Annotated in this window: 17 protein-coding genes and 2 pseudogenes; 15 read left to right on the plus strand and 4 right to left on the minus strand. The window is 61.6% G+C overall.

What is annotated here, in order from left to right:
* Positions 1-4: 4 nt before the first annotated feature.
* Positions 5-190 carry a hypothetical protein gene (locus O7A61_RS08820; protein ID WP_084636728.1) on the plus strand — a complete coding sequence of 62 codons (186 nt, stop codon included), beginning with the start codon at positions 5-7 and terminating at the stop codon, positions 188-190.
* A 9-nt stretch (positions 191-199) separates the two neighbouring features.
* Here the strand turns inward: O7A61_RS08820 and O7A61_RS08825 are convergent, their stop codons facing one another.
* The gene (locus O7A61_RS08825; protein WP_337129391.1) at positions 200-1,942 is read right to left on the minus strand and encodes a hypothetical protein; all 1,743 of its coding nucleotides are present in this window, start codon (positions 1,940-1,942) and stop codon (positions 200-202) included.
* A 156-nt stretch (positions 1,943-2,098) separates the two neighbouring features.
* Here O7A61_RS08825 and O7A61_RS08830 point away from each other — a divergent pair, with 156 nt between their 5' ends.
* The 11 genes and pseudogenes from O7A61_RS08830 (at position 2,099) to O7A61_RS08880 (ending at position 11,112) form a co-directional block, all read left to right on the plus strand.
* Positions 2,099-3,202 carry an inositol-3-phosphate synthase gene (locus O7A61_RS08830; protein WP_337105942.1) on the plus strand — a complete coding sequence of 368 codons (1,104 nt, stop codon included), beginning with the start codon at positions 2,099-2,101 and terminating at the stop codon, positions 3,200-3,202.
* Complete coding sequence (locus O7A61_RS08835) at positions 3,199-3,795, plus strand: histidine phosphatase family protein (protein WP_337105943.1); 597 nt, start codon at positions 3,199-3,201, stop codon at positions 3,793-3,795. Before O7A61_RS08830 ends, O7A61_RS08835 begins: the two co-directional genes overlap by 4 nt.
* 14 nt (positions 3,796-3,809) lie before the next feature.
* On the plus strand, positions 3,810-4,910 hold the full coding sequence (locus O7A61_RS08840; protein WP_337129392.1) for a CgeB family protein: 1,101 nt from the start codon (positions 3,810-3,812) through the stop codon (positions 4,908-4,910).
* Positions 4,910-5,713, plus strand: coding sequence for a sugar phosphate nucleotidyltransferase (locus O7A61_RS08845; RefSeq protein WP_337129393.1), 804 nt, complete (start codon positions 4,910-4,912; stop codon positions 5,711-5,713). Before O7A61_RS08840 ends, O7A61_RS08845 begins: the two co-directional genes overlap by 1 nt.
* 2 nt (positions 5,714-5,715) lie before the next feature.
* A complete protein-coding gene (locus tag O7A61_RS08850; protein WP_337129394.1) occupies positions 5,716-6,477 on the plus strand; it encodes a TIGR04290 family methyltransferase in 762 nt (253 codons plus the stop codon).
* Positions 6,470-7,402 (plus strand): beta-xylosidase, encoded by a 933-nt coding sequence (locus tag O7A61_RS08855; protein ID WP_337105946.1) that lies wholly within the window; start codon positions 6,470-6,472, stop codon positions 7,400-7,402. Before O7A61_RS08850 ends, O7A61_RS08855 begins: the two co-directional genes overlap by 8 nt.
* A 102-nt stretch (positions 7,403-7,504) precedes the next feature.
* Positions 7,505-8,569, plus strand: coding sequence for a glycosyltransferase family 4 protein (locus O7A61_RS08860; protein ID WP_337129395.1), 1,065 nt, complete (start codon positions 7,505-7,507; stop codon positions 8,567-8,569).
* Positions 8,566-9,558: a GNAT family N-acetyltransferase gene (locus O7A61_RS08865; RefSeq protein ID WP_337129396.1), complete on the plus strand. Its 993-nt coding sequence runs from the start codon at positions 8,566-8,568 to the stop codon at positions 9,556-9,558. The genes O7A61_RS08860 and O7A61_RS08865 overlap by 4 nt, the downstream gene beginning before the upstream one ends.
* 127 nt (positions 9,559-9,685) lie before the next feature.
* Positions 9,686-10,333: pseudogene (locus tag O7A61_RS08870) on the plus strand (class I SAM-dependent methyltransferase); the annotation flags it as partial.
* 222 nt (positions 10,334-10,555) lie between these two features.
* Positions 10,556-10,773 (plus strand): annotated as a pseudogene (locus O7A61_RS08875) (hypothetical protein).
* Positions 10,774-10,959: 186 nt separating this feature from the next.
* Positions 10,960-11,112, plus strand: a complete 153-nt coding sequence (locus tag O7A61_RS08880; RefSeq protein ID WP_337129397.1) for a hypothetical protein — start codon at positions 10,960-10,962, stop codon at positions 11,110-11,112.
* Here O7A61_RS08880 and O7A61_RS08885 read toward each other — a convergent pair whose 3' ends face one another.
* Positions 11,113-11,697, minus strand: a complete 585-nt coding sequence (locus tag O7A61_RS08885; RefSeq protein WP_181165831.1) for a sigma-70 family RNA polymerase sigma factor — start codon at positions 11,695-11,697, stop codon at positions 11,113-11,115.
* Between the two features lie 234 nt (positions 11,698-11,931).
* Here O7A61_RS08885 and O7A61_RS08890 point away from each other — a divergent pair, with 234 nt between their 5' ends.
* Positions 11,932-14,043 carry a catalase gene (locus O7A61_RS08890; protein ID WP_337129398.1) on the plus strand — a complete coding sequence of 704 codons (2,112 nt, stop codon included), beginning with the start codon at positions 11,932-11,934 and terminating at the stop codon, positions 14,041-14,043.
* Between the two features lie 56 nt (positions 14,044-14,099).
* On the opposite strand, the gene O7A61_RS08895 is transcribed toward O7A61_RS08890, so the two are convergent.
* Together O7A61_RS08895 and O7A61_RS08900 are read right to left on the minus strand one after the other, a co-directional pair.
* Positions 14,100-14,597: a hypothetical protein gene (locus O7A61_RS08895; RefSeq protein ID WP_337129399.1), complete on the minus strand. Its 498-nt coding sequence runs from the start codon at positions 14,595-14,597 to the stop codon at positions 14,100-14,102.
* Between the two features lie 86 nt (positions 14,598-14,683).
* Entirely contained in the window at positions 14,684-16,153 is a 1,470-nt protein-coding gene (locus O7A61_RS08900; RefSeq protein WP_337129400.1) for an Nramp family divalent metal transporter, read from the minus strand.
* A gap of 73 nt (positions 16,154-16,226) precedes the next feature.
* Here O7A61_RS08900 and O7A61_RS08905 point away from each other — a divergent pair, with 73 nt between their 5' ends.
* Both O7A61_RS08905 and O7A61_RS08910 read left to right on the plus strand, forming a co-directional pair.
* Complete coding sequence (locus tag O7A61_RS08905) at positions 16,227-17,981, plus strand: thiamine pyrophosphate-dependent enzyme (protein WP_337129401.1); 1,755 nt, start codon at positions 16,227-16,229, stop codon at positions 17,979-17,981.
* A 144-nt stretch (positions 17,982-18,125) separates the two neighbouring features.
* Complete coding sequence (locus O7A61_RS08910; RefSeq protein ID WP_337129402.1) at positions 18,126-19,001, plus strand: cytochrome c oxidase assembly protein; 876 nt, start codon at positions 18,126-18,128, stop codon at positions 18,999-19,001.
* Positions 19,002-19,026 lie beyond the last annotated feature (25 nt).

Here is a 19,026-nt window from a genome sequence, read left to right on the forward strand (position 1 = left end):
CCTCATGCGACCCAAGCGATCCGCACCGGATATCGACAAGATGGCGGAACAGGAGACGGCCGCCTATTTGCGGCGAGCCTCGATCACCTATCTGGAGTGCTGCGTCAGCCTGATGATGACCCACCTGCAGCGGGAAGAAGTGGCTAGTATTCTCGAGCAGGAAGCCGACATGCTGCGAAGCCTGGATTGAGGGGAACTGTCACGCCCTGGCCTTGTCCAGGAACCGTGTCAGTCCTGCCTCATATCGGTTGGCTGTCCCTGCCAGCCTTGCTCGTTCCCGTCCGTCCTCGGATTGAGCGGCCATGCTCCACAGCCCCAGCTGAAACGCCAGGTAGCAAGGTTGGAAATACTCGACGAGCCCGACGTCAATGCAGTCACCCATGCCGCCGATCAACGTCGCCGCCTCGCCTTCGGACAAACCATATTCGACGCAAGCGCCGGCAATGTCCCATTCTATCGGCTGGCAGCCGATCAGATCGTGTCCCCGGCAATGGTCGACGGCATCCGTCTTGACCAGCGTGCCGTCTGCACCGATCAGAAACTCCCAGGGGTGAAGCCTGCCGTCGATCTCGACGCGTTCCAGTACCTGGGGGACAGCCTGTTTCGAGAACCAGTTCCACAGTTTCGCCGCCTGGTTTTTGCCCAAAGCCTCGGAAGCGTTGTGAACGGCCATCTCCGCGAGGGCGGGCAATGAAGCACCCGGCTCGCGGGTTCGCAGATTGATCGCTCGCCAGGCCAGATAGCGTGTGAACTCCGCGACAAGTCTTTGTCTGGGCAGCGGGAGCTGATCCATCGTGGTGCCGTCGGCCCACCGTTCAACCAGGAAACCGTGGCAGAGTCCGGCGACTTGCGACCCGAACCCGGCCTGATGCAACATCGTCGCGGCCCGCATCTTGCGCAGCCCGGTTTCGCCGAGGCCAACAAACTTGACAAGCCAGCGATCTGGACCTGCGGACGCCAGGAACTTTCGCCGTTCGGTGCCGCGAGTGCTCGGTGGCCAGCGCTTTTCGTCGGCATAGTGAAGGGTTCGCCACGCGCCGCCGGATATTTCGGTCAAACGCAATTCCGGACTGCCGACCGCCTCGGCTACCCAATCGCGCAGCGTTGGAATTTGCGAGCTTTCGGGAAAGGTGCGTTCAAACGTCATCGCCACATGTTTGCGGCAGCGCATCCATGTCTCCCGGACGTCCTGCGACGCTTCTGCGCCCGGATCGCCCGAATGGCTGGGGAACAGGTGAATGCGGCTCCTATCGATACCTAGGTCCCGCAGCCACGTGACGACGGCGTGGATAGAACTTCCCGATAGGCCCGGACCTTCGTCGACGACAGCGAACCGAGCCGACGGCTCGTTCCTCCAGGCAGCGACCAACCGCGGATCGGCATTGACCCGCCGATCGAAAGGATGGCCGATCGGACGCAGACTGATCGGCGGCGGCGCACCGATGGCGGCGGCCACCATGGCCGCAAGCCCCAAGCCGATACTGCGGATGCCGATCACACATGTGTTCGCGTCGAGACCTGATTCTTGCGCCGCGCCCAGATAGCTTTCGGGATAAAGCGCATAATGCGCGTAACCCTCGGCCGAACCGGTCAAAACCTCTGCCTTGCAATCGAGCGCCGCCAGCGATTTGAGAAGTCGCGGATCGATGCCACCGCCCAAGGCGAAACCGCTTCGCCACGACTTCGCCACCTCTGCCGCAAGCCCGACCAGCAACGCGGCGCCTTGCCGTCGCGAAGGCGAATTGGTGTCGACGCCCAGGACCTTGAAGTCGACATCGGCGAGCCCCTGAACCAGCTGTGACGCGCTGATGAATAGCCCGACCAATGCAGCATGGCGCCGGATGCCGCGAGACATCCGATCGAGGCTTTGGGCCAGGTCGATCGCTGCCTCTTGAAGTTGTCGTGCGTTCTCGGTCCGCTTGTGGTCGCCGTAGACGATCATCGATCGATTTCCAATGCTTGCCGTGCGGGCAACGCGGCGGGTGCAGCTTCGATCCATGCCGTCTCGCGCAATTTTTCGAGCGACCAAGGAACATTCCGGCACGGTGGTGGTTCGGCGCAAGGAACTTACCTTTGAACAGCATAGGGCGGCAGTTTCGTGGGATCGAAAAAGGTTCGTGTTGGCATCGTTGGAGTCGGCAATTGCGCATCCTCCCTGGTGCAGGGCCTCTCCTATTATCGTCATGCAAAAAGCAACGAACCGATCCCGGGGCTGATGCATGCCGATCTCGGTGGCTATCACGTCGACGACATCGAAATTGTCTGCGCATTCGATGTCGCCAAAAGCAAGGTTGGCCGCGACGTCGCGGATGCGATCTACGCCGCCCCGAACAACACGTTCCGCTTTGCCGACGCGCCGACGACCGGTGTTCGCGTCGAACGCGGACCGACGCTCGACGGCATCGGCAAATATCTGCGCGACGAGATCGAAGAGGCGCCCGAACCGGTTGCCAATGTCAGCGATATCCTGCGCGACAGCGGAGCCGACGTGCTGGTCTCCTACCTGCCGGTGGGTTCGGAAGAGGCGACACGCTTCTATGCTGAATGCGCGCTCGAGGCCGGCTGCGCCTTCGTCAATTGCATTCCGGTTTTCATCGCGTCGCGTCCGGAATGGCGCCGGCGCTTCGAGCAACGCGGGCTGCCGCTGGTCGGCGACGACATCAAGAGCCAGGTCGGCGCGACCATCGTGCACCGGCTGCTGGCCAACCTCTTTCGCGAGCGCGGCGTGCGCATCGATCGCACCTATCAGCTGAATTTCGGCGGCAACACCGATTTTCTCAACATGCTGGAACGTGAGCGGCTGGAATCGAAGAAGATCTCCAAGACGCAATCGGTGACCAGCCAGCTCGATGTTCCGCTGGAGCCGGGCAACATCCATGTCGGACCGAGCGACCATGTGCCTTGGCTCACCGATCGCAAATGGGCCTACATTCGTGTCGAAGGCACCACCTTCGGCGGCGTGCCGCTGAATGCCGAGCTGAAGCTGGAGGTGTGGGATTCGCCCAATTCAGCCGGCGTGGTGATCGATGCGGTGCGCTGCGCCAAGCTGGCGCTCGACCGCGGCATCGCCGGGGCGCTGACCGGTCCTTGCAGCTATTTCATGAAGTCGCCTCCCGAACAGTTCACCGACGCCGAAGCCCGGCAGCGCACGCTCGCTTTCATCGCCGGCAAGGATGAGCCTTTGCTGGATGCCGCGGAATGACCACCACGTTCTTCCTGATCCGCCACGCGGCGCACGACAATGTCGGCTCCTATCTTGCCGGGCGCATGGCCGGCGTTAGCCTCGGCGAGGCCGGCAAGGCTCAGGCCGAGCAGCTTGGCCGCCGCATGGCCCAAGAGACGATTGCAGCCATCCTGTGCAGCCCGCGCGAGCGCACGCAGGAGACGGCACTGCCAATCGCTTTCGCCTGCGGCGTCGGCGAAATCGCGATCTGCGCCGAACTCGACGAGATCGACTTCGGCGACTGGTCGGGAAAGACTTTCGACGAATTGAACGGCGACGCCGGTTGGCGCGCCTGGAACGACCAGCGCCAGGAGGCCAGGACCCCGAGCGGCGAGACCATGCTGGATGTCCAGCAGCGCATGGTCTCGCTGATGAACGGCGTCCGCGAACTGCATCAGAACCAGTGCGTCGCCCTGGTCAGCCACGCCGACGTGATCAAGGCCGCCGTCTGCAATGTGCTTGGCTTGCCGGTCGGCGACTGCTTCCGCTTCGACATCGATCCCGCCTCGATCACGACCATCGTGTCGGGCGATTGGGGCTCCAAGCTCCTGCGAATGAATGAAGCGGCCTGACGAGGAAATTCCGGATGCGGATGGTCATTTTCGGTCTCACCGTCACGTCTTCATGGGGAAACGGCCACGCCACGCTGTGGCGCGGGCTGATCCGCGCTCTCGCCCGGTTGGGCTGGTCCATCACCTTTTTCGAACGCGACACTCCCTATTATGCCGGGGCCCGCGATCTGGATCAGCTCGACGGCGGCAATGTCGTGATCTATCCGGACTGGGAGGACATCCGCCGCGTTGCGGAGCGGGCGATGAAGCAAGCGGATGTCGTCGTCGTCACCTCCTACTGCCCCGACGCCGTAGAGGCTTCGCGCCTGGCCCAGCAGGCAAGTCGCGGGCTGCGGGTCTTCTACGATCTCGATACTCCAGTCACGCTTGCCCGCGTCGAGCACGGTGAGCGTCCGCCCTATTTCGGACCAGAGGGCCTTGCCGATTACCACCTCGTCCTGAGCTACACCGGCGGCTCGGCGCTCGAGGCGCTCAAGACCGTTCTGGGTGCGCGCCAGGTGATGCCCCTCTACGGGCATGTCGATCCCGACCGGCATCGGCCGGCCGAGAAGCGGGCCGAATTCGCCGGCGATCTGTCCTATCTCGGGACCTACGCGGCAGATCGCCAGGCTGGCGTCGAAGAGCTGCTGGTCCGCCCGGCCATGCGCCTGCCCGATCAACGCTTCATCATTGGCGGCGCACAGTATCCGCAGGAATTCCCGTGGAGCGACAACATCTTCTTCGTCAGGCATCTGCCGCCCGCCGACCATCCGGCGTTCTTCTCATCGTCGCGGCTGACGCTGAACGTCACCCGGGAAGCCATGGCACAAAAGGGCTGGTGCCCGTCGGGGCGGCTCTTCGAAGCGGCCGCGTGTGGGGCTGCCATCATCACCGACGCATGGCCAGGCCTCGCGGACTTCTTCGAACCCGGCCGCGAAGTCCTGTTGGCGCATGACACGGATGACGTGGTCGCCGCGCTGCAATTGCCCGAGCACGAACTCGACGGCATCCGAAGGCGTGCCCGCGAGCGGGTCTTGAGCGAGCACACGTCCGCCAGGCGTGCAGCGGAACTGGATAGAATGCTGGCCGACGCCTTGCAAAATCCGGTCGGCGAACCGATCGAGGAAGCAGTCTGATGTTGGGCATTGTGCCCGCTGCCGGACGCGGCAGCCGCATTCAACCGCTCGGTTTCTCGAAGGAGCTGCTGCCGGTTGGCAGCCGGATCGACGGCCAGACCGAACGTCCCTGCGCTGTAAGCGAGTATCTGGTGCGGCGCATGGTCCAGGCCGGCGTCGACAAGATCTGCTTCATCATCGGATCGGGCAAATCCGACATTCTCGAATACTACGCAGCCGGCTACGGCGACGCGGCGGCGCTCTTTGTGGTGCAGCCCAACCCCATCGGTCTCTGCGATGCGATTTTCCGGGCAGCGCCCCTCGTGGCGCCCGACGAGGTCGTCCTGGTCGGCCTTCCAGATACGATCTGGTTTCCCGAGGACGGATTCTGTCATTTGCCCGACGATCAGCTTTCATTTCTGCTCTTCCCGGTGGACAGCCCGGAATTCTTCGACGCCGTCTGTACCGAGGACGACGAGCGCGTGGTCGAAATCCAGGTCAAGCGACAGGATGCCTCCACGAACTGGGTTTGGGGCGCGTTCAAGATGCCCGGCCAGATCCTGCATCGGCTTGCGGCACTCTGGCGCGAGCGGGATGGTCGTGACGAATATATCGGTACATTGATCAACGCCTACCTTGCGGCCGGGGGTGTAGCCTATGGGATCAAAGCCGGCTCCGCTTATGTCGATGTCGGCACTTTCAACGGCTATCGCACAGCCCTGCGGTTGCTTGAAAACGGCGTCCCGTCAACTCATCGCCAGCCCGCTGCGATCATGCCCGGCACGCATTCGCATGTACCCGTCGTTCCGGGCGAAGGAGCCTGACCATGTTGCATTCCCATGCCGAAATCCGCCGGCGTATCGACGCGCTCGGCCCGTGGTTCCACAACATGGAACTGGCCGGCGTCGAAACCGCGCCCGACCATTTTCTCGGCAATTACCCGCTGATCAAATGGCGCAAATTCGCCGACGCCATACCCGCCGATCTGGCCGGCAAGACCGTGCTGGATATTGGCTGCAACGCCGGCTTCTATTCAATCGAGATGAAACGGCGAGGCGCCGCCCGTGTCCTCGGCATCGATTTCGACGAGGCCTATCTGGCGCAGGCCCGCTTTGCCGCCGAGATCGCGGACTGCGAGATCGAATTCCAGAAACTGTCGGTCTACGACGTCGGTGCCCTGCGCGAGACATTCGACGTCGTGCTGTTCATGGGAGTGCTTTACCATCTGCGCCACCCCTTGCTCGCCCTCGACCTGATCCGTGAGCACGTCGCCGGCGATCTGATGATCTTCCAGTCGATGCAACGAGGCAGCAAGGAGCTGCCCGAGCTGGAAGAGAACTATCATTTCTGGACGCATGATTTGTTCGACCGGCCGGAATTTCCCAAGCTGCATTTCATCGAACACCGCTATGCCGACGATCCGACCAACTGGTGGATACCGAACCGGGCCTGCACCGAAGCGATGCTGCGCAGCGCCGGTTTCGAGATCGTTCTACATCCCGAGCAGGAGGTCTATTTCTGCCGCGCTGCCGGCGCGCCGACCGGCGGCGGTGCGATTTACCCGTCGAAAGGAAAGCTCCGTGATTGAAGCCGCGATGATCTGGAACGAGCCCAACAACAAATCGCATTGGGACCCCGAGCTCGACCCCGATTGGAGCCGCTTTGCCAGGATGGCGGTCCTGTCGGCGGACGCGATCGCGTCCGAGAACCCGGCTCTGACAAAAGTGCTTGGCGGCATCTCGCCGATAGACCCCGGATTTATCACGCGCATGAAGGAATACGGCGTGCTGGACCATGTCGATGCCGTCGCGGTGCACGGCTTTCCTCTCGACTGGAACCTGTGGCAAATTCAGGAATGGCCGCAGAAGATCGGCGAGATCGCGACCGTCACCAATCTCCCCATCTGGGTCAGCGAGGTCGGCGTATCGACCTTCGGGGCCGAGGAAATACAGGTCTGGGGACTGAAGCGCACCGCCGAATTGCTGCTCGGCAACGCACCACGTATCCAGTGGTACAGCCTCTACGACCTTCCGCGTGAATGGGAAGCGACGACGCGGCATCGCGAAGCGGAGGGATCCTCCTACTATCGTCATTTCCACATGGGGCTGCTGCGCCAGGACGGCACGCCGAAGCCGGCGCTGGAGGAATTCCTGCGCTACACACCCGCAATGGGGCTGGTGCAGTGGTTTCATTTCGAGGACCCGCGACTGGACGACGCCGTCGCCTGGATGAAGCGGCTCGGCGTCACCAACATGCGCACGGGGCTTTCCTGGGCCGACAGCTTCAGGCCGAATGCGTTGGACTGGTTCGATCGACAGATGGAGGCACTTGCCGATTTCGACGTCACGGTCACCTTCTGCTTCACGCCTGAGCATCGCGGAATGATGCCTCACCACACCAGTCCCCCGCTAGTGCCCGAGGAATTCGCCGAGTTCTGTGCAACGATGGTCCGCCGCTACGCGCCCGTCATGACATCCGCCTCGCGCCCGACGCAGCGGGCCTCGGCTGCGTGAGGCTCTCATGCGACCCGGTCCGCGATCATTGGATGCATTGACCGAAGTGGAAGCTCACGGGTCCACCAATTCACTGCCTCTGGCACCGTGGCTCGGCCGGCCATGACGCTTACCGTCCTCAATGTCGCCTATCCCCTCGCGCCTGTCGGACCTGATGCGGTCGGGGGTGCCGAGCAGGTCCTGTCGATGCTCGATCGGGCACTGGTTCGCACGGGTCACCGGTCGATCGTCGTCGGCTGCCGGGGCTCCAGCGCGAGCGGCACGCTTGTGGAGACACCGGCGGAAAGTGGCGTGCTCGACGAGGCGGCCAAGAGCCGCGCGCAGCAGGCTCATCGCGACGCGATCGCCGCTGCCCGCGCCAGTTGGCCGATCGATGTGGTTCATCTGCACGGCATCGATTTCGATGCCTATCTACCAGACGGTGGCCCGACCTTGGTGACGCTTCACCTGCCGCTGGATTGGTATCCGGCCGAGGCACTGCGCCCGACGCGCGACGACCTGTGGCTTCATGCGGTCTCGGCCGCCCAGCAGAAAACCGCGCCATCAGGCGCTAGACTGGCGGCGCCGATTCCGAACGGCGTCGACATAGAGGCGCTCAGCCTGCCGCAAGCGAAGTGCGACTTCGCACTGGTTCTCAGCCGGATCTGCCCGGAAAAGGGCATCCACCTGGCGTTGGACGCAGCCAAGCAAGCAGGTGTGCCGCTGGTTGTCGGTGGCAAGGTCTATCCCTATGAAACGCACGCGCGCTACTTTCGCGACGAGGTCCAACCTCGCCTCGATGGCCGCCGCCGCTTCCTTGGTCCGCTCGGTTTCACCGCCAAGCGGCGCTTTCTCAACGCAGCGCGCTGTCTGGTCATCCCGAGCCTTGCTGCCGAGACCAGCTCACTTGTCGCCATGGAGGCGCTGGCCTGCGGCACACCGGTGGTCGCCTTTCCGAATGGTGCGCTTCCCGATGTCATCGAGCACGGCAGGACAGGCTTTCTCGTCAATACGATCGATGAGATGGCGCAAGCCATCGTTGCGGCGTCCAGCCTGGATCCCGAGACATGCCGGGCCGAGGCGCGGCGGCGGTTTTCGCTGGAACGAATGATCTCGTCTTACATGGACGCCTATCAAGCGCTGGCACGACTCGGCACCGATGCCGGGCGCCTCGCCGTCACACCGTGAGCAAGCCTGTGTTGCGCAGCGAGATCATCGATGATCCGGCGCGATTCGATACCCTTGCGCCGCATTGGTGGAGATTGTGGGAGCAGAGTTCCTCGGCGACGCCGTTTCAATCTCCCGCCTGGCTGGTGCCATGGTGGCGCACATTCGCGCCCGGCGACCTGGCGACGGTCGCGGTCTGGCGCGGAGGCGATCTGATTGGGCTGGCGCCGCTCTATCTCGAGCACGGAACCGCTGGGTCGAAACTTCTTCCGGTCGGCATCTCGCTCAGCGACTATCTGGACATCCTGTGTGTCCCCGGCACCGAGGCTCAGGTCGTCGCGATCATTGCCGAAAAGATCCTCTCGGTCGGCTGGTCGCAATGGATTCTGTCGGATTTGCCGGAAGGCGGTGCCGGTCTTGCGGTTGCACACCCCGATCTGAAGGCGGGGCGGCCAGCCGCACATGGCGCTTGCCCCGTGCTCGCCATCGCCGGCGACGAAACCCTTGCGGGCTGCGTGCCCTCCCGACGTAGGCGGCAGTTGCGACGGGCGCACCAGGCGGCGTCCAGACGCGGCCGGACCGCATTGTCGTCGGCACGAGGCGATGCCCAAAGTTTCCTCGACCAGTTGATCCGCCTGCACCACGCGCGCTGGGCCGGACACGGAGGTGGCGTGTTGGCCGATGTCGCCGTGGAGCAATTCCACAGGCGCGCAGTACCCTTGCTCGACGCTCGCGGCCTGGTCCGATGCTGGCTGTTGGCAATCGATGGCAAGACCGTCGGCGCCTATTACGGTTTCCACCATCGCTGTCGTGCCTATGCCTATCTCGGCGGCTTCGACCCTGCCTATGCCGAGGAGAGTCCAGGTGCGATCCTGATCGGCCACGCGATCGCGGAGTCGATCCGCGAGGGTGCCCGCGAGTTCGATTTCCTGCGTGGTCAGGAGGCCTACAAATACGGCTGGGGCGCCATCGACAGGTGGACGATGCGCAGGATCTGGACGCGGAGCTGATAGCATGAGTGCAGCCGGGTCAAAATCCGCCCAGCGCCGGATGGCGATTAGATCGGTCGTAGAAGGCTGCATGGCCGATGGTGTTTGCGCCGAAGCCGTCGTCGCCAGGCTGGCGCTTCACTTGGGGATGGAGATCAGGGCGGCGGAATTGGCGGAGATCGTGCTGGATGTCGTTCCGTCGGATTCGCGAGACGCGGAAAAGCTACAAGAGGTAGCCGCGCTGCTTCGCCACAACCCCGGCGCCTTTGCCACCTTGCGAGCGACGGGAGCGGCCGTTCGGCACGTACGCGACGACGACGAGACCGATGCCGCTGTCGTCAGGCGGCTGGCGTTGAGCTTCGATGCGGCGGCAGCGATTTCGCAAACAGCGAGTGTCCAGCTCACATCGCTCGGCGATGAGGAAAGGCTGTCGGCCACGACCGAGGAAGTCGCTGCATGGCTCAAGGAGCAGGACTTCACCGGAACCGGCCGGGACATTCTGGACATTGGTTGTGGCATCGGCCGTTTCGAGCGTGCGCTTGCCAAATCATTCAACCGGATGGTGGGCATCGATATATCCTCGCGGATGATCTCCATTGCCTCCGACCGATGCGCCGCGTTGGGCAATGTCGAGTTGCGTCAAACCTGCGGTCTTGATCTGACCGAATTCGACGACAGCAGTTTCGATTGCGTGCTGGCGGTCGACAGCTTTCCTTATCTGGTTCTGGCCGGCATGGCCGAGCGGCATTTCGGTGAGATCGCACGCATTCTGAAACGGCCGGGCTGGCTGGCCCTGCTGAACTATTCCTATCGCGGATCGCTTTTTTTGGACCGCACGGATATCGGCCGTCTGGCGGAAGCTCACCAATTGCGGGTCGTCATCAATGGCGAGAAGCCGTTTCGGTCGTGGGATGGCGACGCCTTCCTGCTTGCTCGTGACGGCGGAACATTACCGCGCGCCGCCAGTTCGGACGTCGAACAAGCGCTGAAGAGCGTCACCGATCCGAAGGAGGAAATCATGGCATCCGGCGACAAAAAACATTTCGGCCGCGGCACCCAGGGCAAGGGTACCGGCGCCGGCGCGATGACCGACCTGCCAAGGACAAGGTCGGAGAAAACGCGGTTCTGTCCAATCGCGACAAGAAACAGCACAGCGAGGAGCGCGGACTGGATGGCAATCGCATAAAGTCCGATCAATATCAGGACCATGCCGCGAACCAGTTGCCGAAGGATTGAACGGCGTCACACCGCATTCTTGGCCCGCGGCGATGTAAGGCTAAGGAAATAAACCTGTGCAAGGGCCGCCGGCAATCATGCCGGCGGTGGATATCGCCTTGTAATCTCGAGCATTTGTCACCACACTAAGGTCAAGGGACTGCTATTATCAAGAGAATTTGGATGTCTCGTTCGAGGGATGATACGGTGGACCCGCAATTCGGTCTGGCTATGGACCAGGAGATCACTTCTCTCCTCGACGCCATAGAGCAGGAAAAAATTCCAGACCGGCTGACCAGGCTGGCGATGGAGTTGCAAAACGCGCTGATCGAGAAACGTCGACTTGACGTGAAGAACTAACTATCTGCGGCTGTCACCCTCGATACCAAGCTGACCATCCGATAGATGATTTCGTCTCTCCATCAATGTCTGCAGTGAACTCTCCCCAAGCAACTCGAGAATATTGGCGCGGGCACGATTCAGCCGACTTTTGACCGTCCCTACCGCGCAGCCGCATATCTCGGCCGTTTCCTCATAGCTTACTCCCAGAACGCCGATCAGCATCAGAACCTCGCGTTGGTGTTCAGGTAGCCTTTGAATGGCGCCGTGAACTTCCTTGCTCTGAACGCTCCATTCCTGGGTCGCTTCCGAAATCGGCCTTGAAGATGCACAGTCGAGCAGGCCTGGCGCTTCCCGGGCAGCAATCTTGATCCGGGTATAGTAAGTGTTGCGCATGATGGTGAAGAGCCACGATTTCATGCGTGTGCCGGGTTCGAACTTGTCGATGTTGGCGAGCCCCTTGGTCAGCGTCTCCTGCACCAGATCGTCGGCATCGTCGGGGACGCGACAGAAGGTACGCGCGAAAGCCCGGAGGGCGGGTATGAGGTCAACGATGGAAACTTCATTGGTTTCCTGGTCGGCCGAAATGTAGCCTCCGGATGACAATGGTCCAGCTCCCAGAAGAAAGAGTGTACGAATGCAGCCCCTGCTAAATGCATGGAAGTTTGGTTCGTTCCTCGCACCGAGGACAACTCTTCAGAAATTCGGCAGGCCGCAACGATGACGCCTCCTTCGATGATGGATCCGCAGCGCACCCGTTCTTTTTGGGAACAAAGCCGCACACCGGCAGTTTGACGCCCTGAATACTTTAATCTTCCGGCATCAAATCGAGGATCTTTCATGGCCAAATCCGCCCGTCGCTCCGCTCGCCAATCGGCAAGTGGACTGGAACCGGATAGCGCGCGTGGAAACGGCGGGGAATTGCACCAGATCGCCGGAGGTGAGACGCCCACTCTGACCACAGCGCTCGGAACACCCGTCTCCGATGATCAAAACACATTGCGGATCGGCGAACGCGGACCATCGCTGATCGAGGACTCTCATTTTCGCGAGAAGATTTTTCATTTCGACCACGAACGCATCCCGGAAAGGGTCGTCCATGCCCGCGGCTACGGCGCGCATGGCTACTTCGAGACCTACGGGTCACTGGCCCAATACACACGTGCCGACATTTTCCAGAGAGCCGGCGAAAAGACGCCGGCTTTCGTGCGGTTCTCGACGGTTGCCGGCAACAAGGGCTCGTTCGATCTCGCCCGGGACGTGCGCGGCTTTGCGGTCAAGCTCTACACCAGGGAAGGCAATTGGGATCTGGTCGGCAACAATATTCCGGTCTTCTTCATCCAGGACGCGATCAAGTTTCCCGATCTGATCCATGCCGCCAAGCAGGAGCCGGACCGGGCCTTCCCTCAAGCCCAGACCGCGCACGATAATTTCTGGGACTTCATCAGCCTGATGCCGGAATCGATGCACATGGTGATGTGGATCATGTCGGATCGCGCGATCCCGCGCTCCTTCCGCTTCATGCAGGGATTTGGCGTGCACACGTTCCGCCTCGTCAACGCGAAAGACGAATCCACCTTCGTCAAATTCATCTGGAAGCCTAAGCTCGGCATGCAATCAGTGGTTTGGAACGAGGCGGTCAAGATCAATGGCGCCGACCCCGACTTTCACCGTCGCGATCTATGGGAAGCCATCCAGTCCGGCAATTTCCCGGAATGGGAGTTGACGGTGCAATTGTTCGATCAGGCGTTTGCCGACAACTTCGACTTCGACATCCTGGACGCGACAAAGATCATTCCTGAAGAGATACTCGAGCCAATCCCGGTCGGGCGGCTTGTGCTGGACAGGATGCCGGACAATTTCTTCGCCGAGACCGAGCAGGTCGCATTCATGACGCAGAATGTGCCGCCCGGGATCGACTTCTCCAACGATCCGCTTCTGCAGGGCCGCAACTTCTCCTATCTCGACACCCAATTGAAACGGCTGGGCAGCCCGAACTTTACCCATCTCCCGATCAATGCCCCGAAGTGCCCATTCGCCCATTTTCAACAGGACGGCCACATGGCCATGCGGAATCCCGTGGGACGCGCCAACTACGAGCCGAATTCATGGGGATTGGGACCGCGCGAGGATCCGCAACGCGGCTTCCGTTCCTTCGCCAATGCCGAGGAAGGCCTGAAAATACGCCTGCGCGCGGAAAGCTTCGCCGATCACTACAGCCAGGCCCGGCAATTTTTCAACAGCCAGACCCCGCCGGAGCAGCGTCACATCGCCATGGCGCTGACGTTTGAATTAAGCAAGGTCCAGGCACCGGCGATCCGCGAACGCATGGTCTCGCATTTGCTGAACATCGACGAAACCCTGGCGACTACCGTCGCCGGTAAGCTCGGCATTCGCGATATGCCCGAACCCGCCGAGACAGCGGTTCCGACGCGCAACGACTTGCCGCCGTCGCCGGCGCTCAGCATCATCGAAAACGGGCCCGACAGTTTCAAAGGCCGCAAAGTCGGCGCCTTGCTTAGCAATGGAGCCGACACCGCACTGTTCGAAGAACTGCGTTCCGCCATCGAAGCGGAAGGCGCGGTAATGGAGGTGGTTGCGCCCAAAGTCGGCGGCGTCGAGGCGGCTGACGGCACCAACATCGAGGCCAGGCACATGATCGACGGCGGTCCATCGGTCTTGTTCGACGCGGTGGTGCTGCTCCTCTCCGAGGAAGGCGCCGAGATGCTGCTCAATGAGGCGGCCGCGAAGGACTTCGTGTCCGATGCCTTCGCTCATTGCAAGTTCATCGGCTTCACACCGGGAGCCGGGCCTCTCCTGGCCAGGGCGGGCGTCGCTCCCGATGCCGATGAGGGGCTGATAAGGCTTGATACCGCAGCTTCCGTGAAGACATTCGTGCAGACCTGTCGCAAACTGCGCCTGTGGGCGCGGGAGACAGCCGTCAAGCTTTGATAGGACAGCGATGCCAGCTCTTGACTGCGGGCCTGGTTTGCAGCCAGACCTTGGCGCTATGGTTGTTGGCTGGCCTTCCTGGCCGCCTCTTCTCGCTGCTTTTTCAGCACCTCGTCGGTCCCGACCAGCTTCTTTGCTCCGCCTGGAATGGCTGTGGACACGACCGCTGGCGGGTCGCTCGCGGGAAAAGAATCCTCCAACCCGGCCTGCAGTTGATCCTCGAGCGTCTGCGGTTCTTCGGAGCGGCCGGGCGTCCTGCGGGTTTCTGTCTTTTCCAGCGACTGTTTCTTTTTTGGCGAATCGTTCGCTTCCCGGATCACGGCATAAAGCTGCTCGATCGCGAATTCCTTGATTGTTTCGAAATCGGCCCGGTCGTCCTTCGTCGCTTCGATCTGGGCGACCATGGTCTTCTCGAACCGCTCAAGGCTTTCACCTCCACAGGCGTGGGAAAGCCGCAGCAATGCTTCGTGCAGCATCATCGGAGTGAAATGAGCTGAAGCCTCAAGCCTGAGTTGCCGCAGACGATCCGGAGTGGCGGCCTGGAAGTTTGACATGGCGGTGTCCTCTCTCTCACAAGCGTGTCAACGACAATTGATCGCCGATGTTCCGCCACGCCTGAAGATACTTCACGTCCCGCGAATTACAGGAACCAGCTTGCCGCCAGACCCGCCGACGCTGAAAAAATCGCCAGGGTCGTCGCGCCACCCAGGATGTTCGTGCTTTTGCTGTTGACCTTGTCACCCATGATCTTGCGATTGTTGGTCATGATGAGAATGAGAAGCAGGAGCGGAGGCGTGGAAAACCCTTGCACGATGCCCGACCAGACCATGGCTTTCATCGGATTGAAGCCGAGGAAATTGAGACCCACCGCCACCAGCGTGATTATCCCGATCGCCATGTAGAATTTAGGAGCCTGCCGGGGTTTGGCGTTCAAGCCATTCTTCCATCCCATCGCTTGGGCGAAATCAAAGGCAGCGCCAGCCGTCATGACCGGCACAGCCAGAAAGCCGACGCCAATTACGCCTGCGGCAAAAAGAATTCCCGCCGCATCGCCGGCAAGCGGCCGCAGCGCTTCGGCGGCCTGCGCCGCGGTGTCGATCTGAGTCTGGCCGGCCTTGTAGAGCGTCGACCCTGTCGAAAGAATGATGAAATACATGATCAGATTGGAGAACGTCATGCCGATCAGGATATCGCGGCGGGATCGGCGGAGTTCGCCCTCGGTGGCGCCCTTGCGCTCTTCAAGGGTCGTTCTGCCCTTGGCAATCTCCTCCTCCACCTCCTGGTTCGACTGCCAGGTGTAAAGGTATGCGGAGAGGGTCGTTCCGACGATGGCGACCAGGATGGACAGGTATTCGCGGCTGAACTCGATCGTTGGCAGCAGCGTGCCGCACAGAACCGAAGCCGCATCCGGTTTGGCAAGCAGCGCGGAAACCACATAGGCAAGCAGCGCCAGCGCCAGCCATCGGAACACATCGCGGATCAAGGTGTAGGATCCAAATACCTGCAGGGCAAAAATGACGATCGCGACGACAATGACGATCAGTGGACCAGGCAGCGGAACGAACAACATAACGGCCGCCGACATGGCGCCAAGGTCGGCGGCTGCCTCGATCGTATTGCCAATCAGCACGCCCGTCAGAACAGACCATAGCAGCCAACGCGGATAGAAATCGGATATGACCTTGAATAGCCCACGACCCGAAACCTGACCAAGTTTGGATGAAAGATAGACGACGAGATACATCATCGGCAGAGTAACCGGTGCCGTCCACAGCAGGTCGGGCCCAAATCGGGCTCCGGCACTGGCGTAGGTACCGATCGCCGAACAATCGTCGTCAGCCGCGCCGGTAATCAGTCCAAGCCCGAGGGCCCGGACAACGCCGCCTTCCTTTCGCTCGCTTTTCCTCTGGCCGGCACTATCCAGTGGCTCGCTCATTGGAAGCGCATCTTTACCGAGGGCATGCAAAACGTCATGACAAACATTCCAACCAGGTGCCGACAAAGCGGGATTTGAAGCTGCGCCAAGACGCGGCTCGAACCACTGGTCAGGCTTTTTGTTCCTGGAGAGCGTTGGGGTCCCGACAGCCGCCCGGCCGCCGCTTTCCGACATGTCACGATTTCTTGTGATGAAGGAACCAACCCGTGCTTCACCGGTTCGGCCCTATCACCGGAGCGATCCTGACATGCCAAATGCATCTGAAATTCTCGTCGACACACTCATCGCCTGGGACGTGGACGTGGTGTTCGGCTTGCCGGGAGACGGCATAAACGGCGTCATGGAGGCGCTGCGCACCCGGCGGGACAAGATAGCCTTCGTGCAGGTCCGGCACGAAGAGTCGGCTGCCTTTATGGCGTGCGCCTATGCCAAATGGACAGGAAAGCTAGGCGTCTGCCTGGCAACGTCCGGTCCCGGCGGAACGCATCTTCTGACCGGCCTTTATGACGCCAAGCTCGACCAGGCTCCGGTCCTTGCGATCACGGGCATGCAGTTCCACGATCTGATCGAGACGTTCACGCAGCAGGATGTCGATCTGACGCGCGTGTTCAACGATGTCTCCGTCTATAATGCCCATGTCTCCGATGCCGCGCATATGGAAAACGTTGCCAGCCTCGCCTGCCGAACCGCGCTGGCGCGTAAGGGCGTCGCCCATCTTTCGATTGCCAGTGACGTGCAGGAGCAAGAGGGCGATCCCTCAAAGCGCAGCAAACGCAACCGCCCGGCGCACACGCCGCAGCAAATGTTCGCCGGCCACACCATGCCGCTGGACGCCGAGCTTGACGAAGCAGCCGCCATTCTGAACCGCGCCTCGCGAGTGACGATCCTGGCCGGACGCGGCGCCATCAGCGCGGCCGCGGAACTCGAACATGCCGCGCATCTGCTGCAGGCACCTGTCGCAAAGGCCTTGCTGGGCAAGGCAGTGCTGCCGGACGACCATCCTCACACGACCGGCGGGATAGGCATCCTCGGAACCCTGGCTTCACAAGAAGCGATGGAGACCTGCGACGCGGTGCTGATCGTCGGTTCCACCTTCCCCTACATCGAATACTACCCCAAGCCCGGGCAGGCCCGTGGCGTCCAGATCGACTGCGATGCGCAGCGCATTGGCCTGCGCTTTCCGGTCGAAGCCGGTCTTGTCGGGGACGCCGCCGAGACATTGCGCGCGCTCAATCAACGTCTGACCCAAAAGCCTTCCGGTGAATTCCTGCAACACTGCCAGGAAACCATGAGGAGATGGCGCCAGATGATGAGGCAATCCGAAGACGCGCGGGCGCATCCGCTGAAGCCGCAAACGATTGCCCGGGCGTTCGGCCAAAGACTAGCCGACGACACGGTGCTGGCCACCGACTCCGGTCAGAACACGGAGCTTGCCGCCCGCCATGTCGATCTTCGAAGCGGCCAGGCGTTTGGCGTATCCGGATCGCTGGCATCCATGGCTTGCGGCCTTACCTATGCCATCGCCGCCGGCATTGCATTTCCCGGTCGACCGGTCGCCGCTATCGTGGGAGACGGAGGTTTTGCCATGCAGCTGGGCGAATTCTCGACGGCGGTGCGCTACAAGATTCCGCTGAAGATTCTGGTCGTCAAGAACAACATGCTCAATCAGATCGCCTGGGAGCAGATGATGTTTCTGGGTAATCCGCAATTCGGTTGCGAACTGCAGCCGATCGATTTTGCCAAGGCGGCGGAAGCGATGGGTGCAAGCGGTTTTCGCATCGAGCGGGCCGATCAGATCGAGACTATTCTCGACGAGGCCTTCGCAACCGAAGGTCCGGTTGTGATCGAAGCGCTGGTCGATGCCTATGAGCCGTTGATGCCGCCCAGGATGCCGCCCGACTATGCCAAGAATTTTCGCCAGGCCTTGCCGCAGACCCCGGGGCACGAGCGCATCGAAGAAAATATCACCCGGGAGCCGGCGAAGTCGATGATGGATGCCTAGAGCAATTCCCGCGAAAATGCGAAGCGGTTTTGCGTTCGGAGTTGCGTAACAAACATATAGAGCATTGGAGGCGAACCTGTTTTCGCCGGAAATACTCTGGAGCCGCGAAATGCAGCCAGGAGAGCAATGCCCCAGAGGCGGAGGATGAGCTTCGACGCACTCTTCTCGACCTCTATCTGCTATGGCAGCGGCGCCCCGCAAGCCGGTTGGACGCTGGCGTTTCCGATTACATTTCCGCTCGCGGCGGCTGTGTCGCTGTACATCGCTGGCGCCAGCCGGCTCTGGCGTCGGAGCGGACGCGGACGTCCTTTGCGGTCGCGGCAGGCCTTGCTGTTTTTCGCCGGCTGGGCCGCACTGGCGGTCGCGCTTGTAAGCCCGATCCACGCATTGGGCGAACATGTGTTTGCCGCTCACATGGTCGAGCACGAACTGCTGATGGCCATCGCGGCACCGCTGCTGGTCGCTTCCCGACCGATGGCGGCAATGATGTGGGCGCTGCCCGCGCGGCTGCGCCAGACGCTCGGCGCGGCTGGGCACACAAACATATTTCAGGTGATCTGGGCTGTCATGAGCCGCCCTGTGGTCGCGACTTTCCTGCACGGAATCGCGATATGGACATGGCATGTTCCAGCGCTGTTTGAGGCTGCCCTCCAGCAGGGCTTTCTGCACTATGCCCAGCATGCGAGTTTTCTCGGCACCGGGCTCCTGTTCTGGTGGGTGCTGCTGCCCCGCCCTGGCCGCGAACAAGACTGTGGCGGTGCGGTCATGCATCTTTTCTTCACTTCGCTGCACACCGGCTTGCTCGGGGCATTGTTTGTCGTTTCGCGCAGGCTGTGGTACCCGGAAAATGCCATCGGCTCAAAATTGTGGGGCCTCAGCCCACTCGAGGATCAGCAATTGGCGGGCCTGTTGATGTGGATTCCGGCCGGCCTGATCTATGGCGGAGCCGCACTGCTCCTGGCCGCTTTCTGGATTGGAGCAAGCGGGCGGCGGCACGCTTCCCACCTGCCCATCATCTAGAGCCGCGCTTCCGCCGTATGCTGAA

This window comes from Mesorhizobium sp. Cs1321R2N1, from assembly GCF_037179725.1.
Taxonomy (GTDB): domain Bacteria; phylum Pseudomonadota; class Alphaproteobacteria; order Rhizobiales; family Rhizobiaceae; genus Mesorhizobium; species Mesorhizobium salmacidum.

Coding starts and splice junctions, on each gene's coding strand:
- O7A61_RS08820 (WP_084636728.1), top strand. CDS start 5: ATGCGACCCAAGCGATCCGCACCGGATATCGACAAGATGGCGGAACAG.
- O7A61_RS08825 (WP_337129391.1), bottom strand. CDS start 1,942: ATGATCGTCTACGGCGACCACAAGCGGACCGAGAACGCACGACAACTT.
- O7A61_RS08835 (WP_337105943.1), top strand. CDS start 3,199: ATGACCACCACGTTCTTCCTGATCCGCCACGCGGCGCACGACAATGTC.
- O7A61_RS08840 (WP_337129392.1), top strand. CDS start 3,810: ATGCGGATGGTCATTTTCGGTCTCACCGTCACGTCTTCATGGGGAAAC.
- O7A61_RS08845 (WP_337129393.1), top strand. CDS start 4,910: ATGTTGGGCATTGTGCCCGCTGCCGGACGCGGCAGCCGCATTCAACCG.
- O7A61_RS08850 (WP_337129394.1), top strand. CDS start 5,716: ATGTTGCATTCCCATGCCGAAATCCGCCGGCGTATCGACGCGCTCGGC.
- O7A61_RS08860 (WP_337129395.1), top strand. CDS start 7,505: ATGACGCTTACCGTCCTCAATGTCGCCTATCCCCTCGCGCCTGTCGGA.
- O7A61_RS08890 (WP_337129398.1), top strand. CDS start 11,932: ATGGCCAAATCCGCCCGTCGCTCCGCTCGCCAATCGGCAAGTGGACTG.
- O7A61_RS08895 (WP_337129399.1), bottom strand. CDS start 14,597: ATGTCAAACTTCCAGGCCGCCACTCCGGATCGTCTGCGGCAACTCAGG.
- O7A61_RS08900 (WP_337129400.1), bottom strand. CDS start 16,153: ATGTCGGAAAGCGGCGGCCGGGCGGCTGTCGGGACCCCAACGCTCTCC.
- O7A61_RS08905 (WP_337129401.1), top strand. CDS start 16,227: ATGCCAAATGCATCTGAAATTCTCGTCGACACACTCATCGCCTGGGAC.
- O7A61_RS08910 (WP_337129402.1), top strand. CDS start 18,126: ATGAGCTTCGACGCACTCTTCTCGACCTCTATCTGCTATGGCAGCGGC.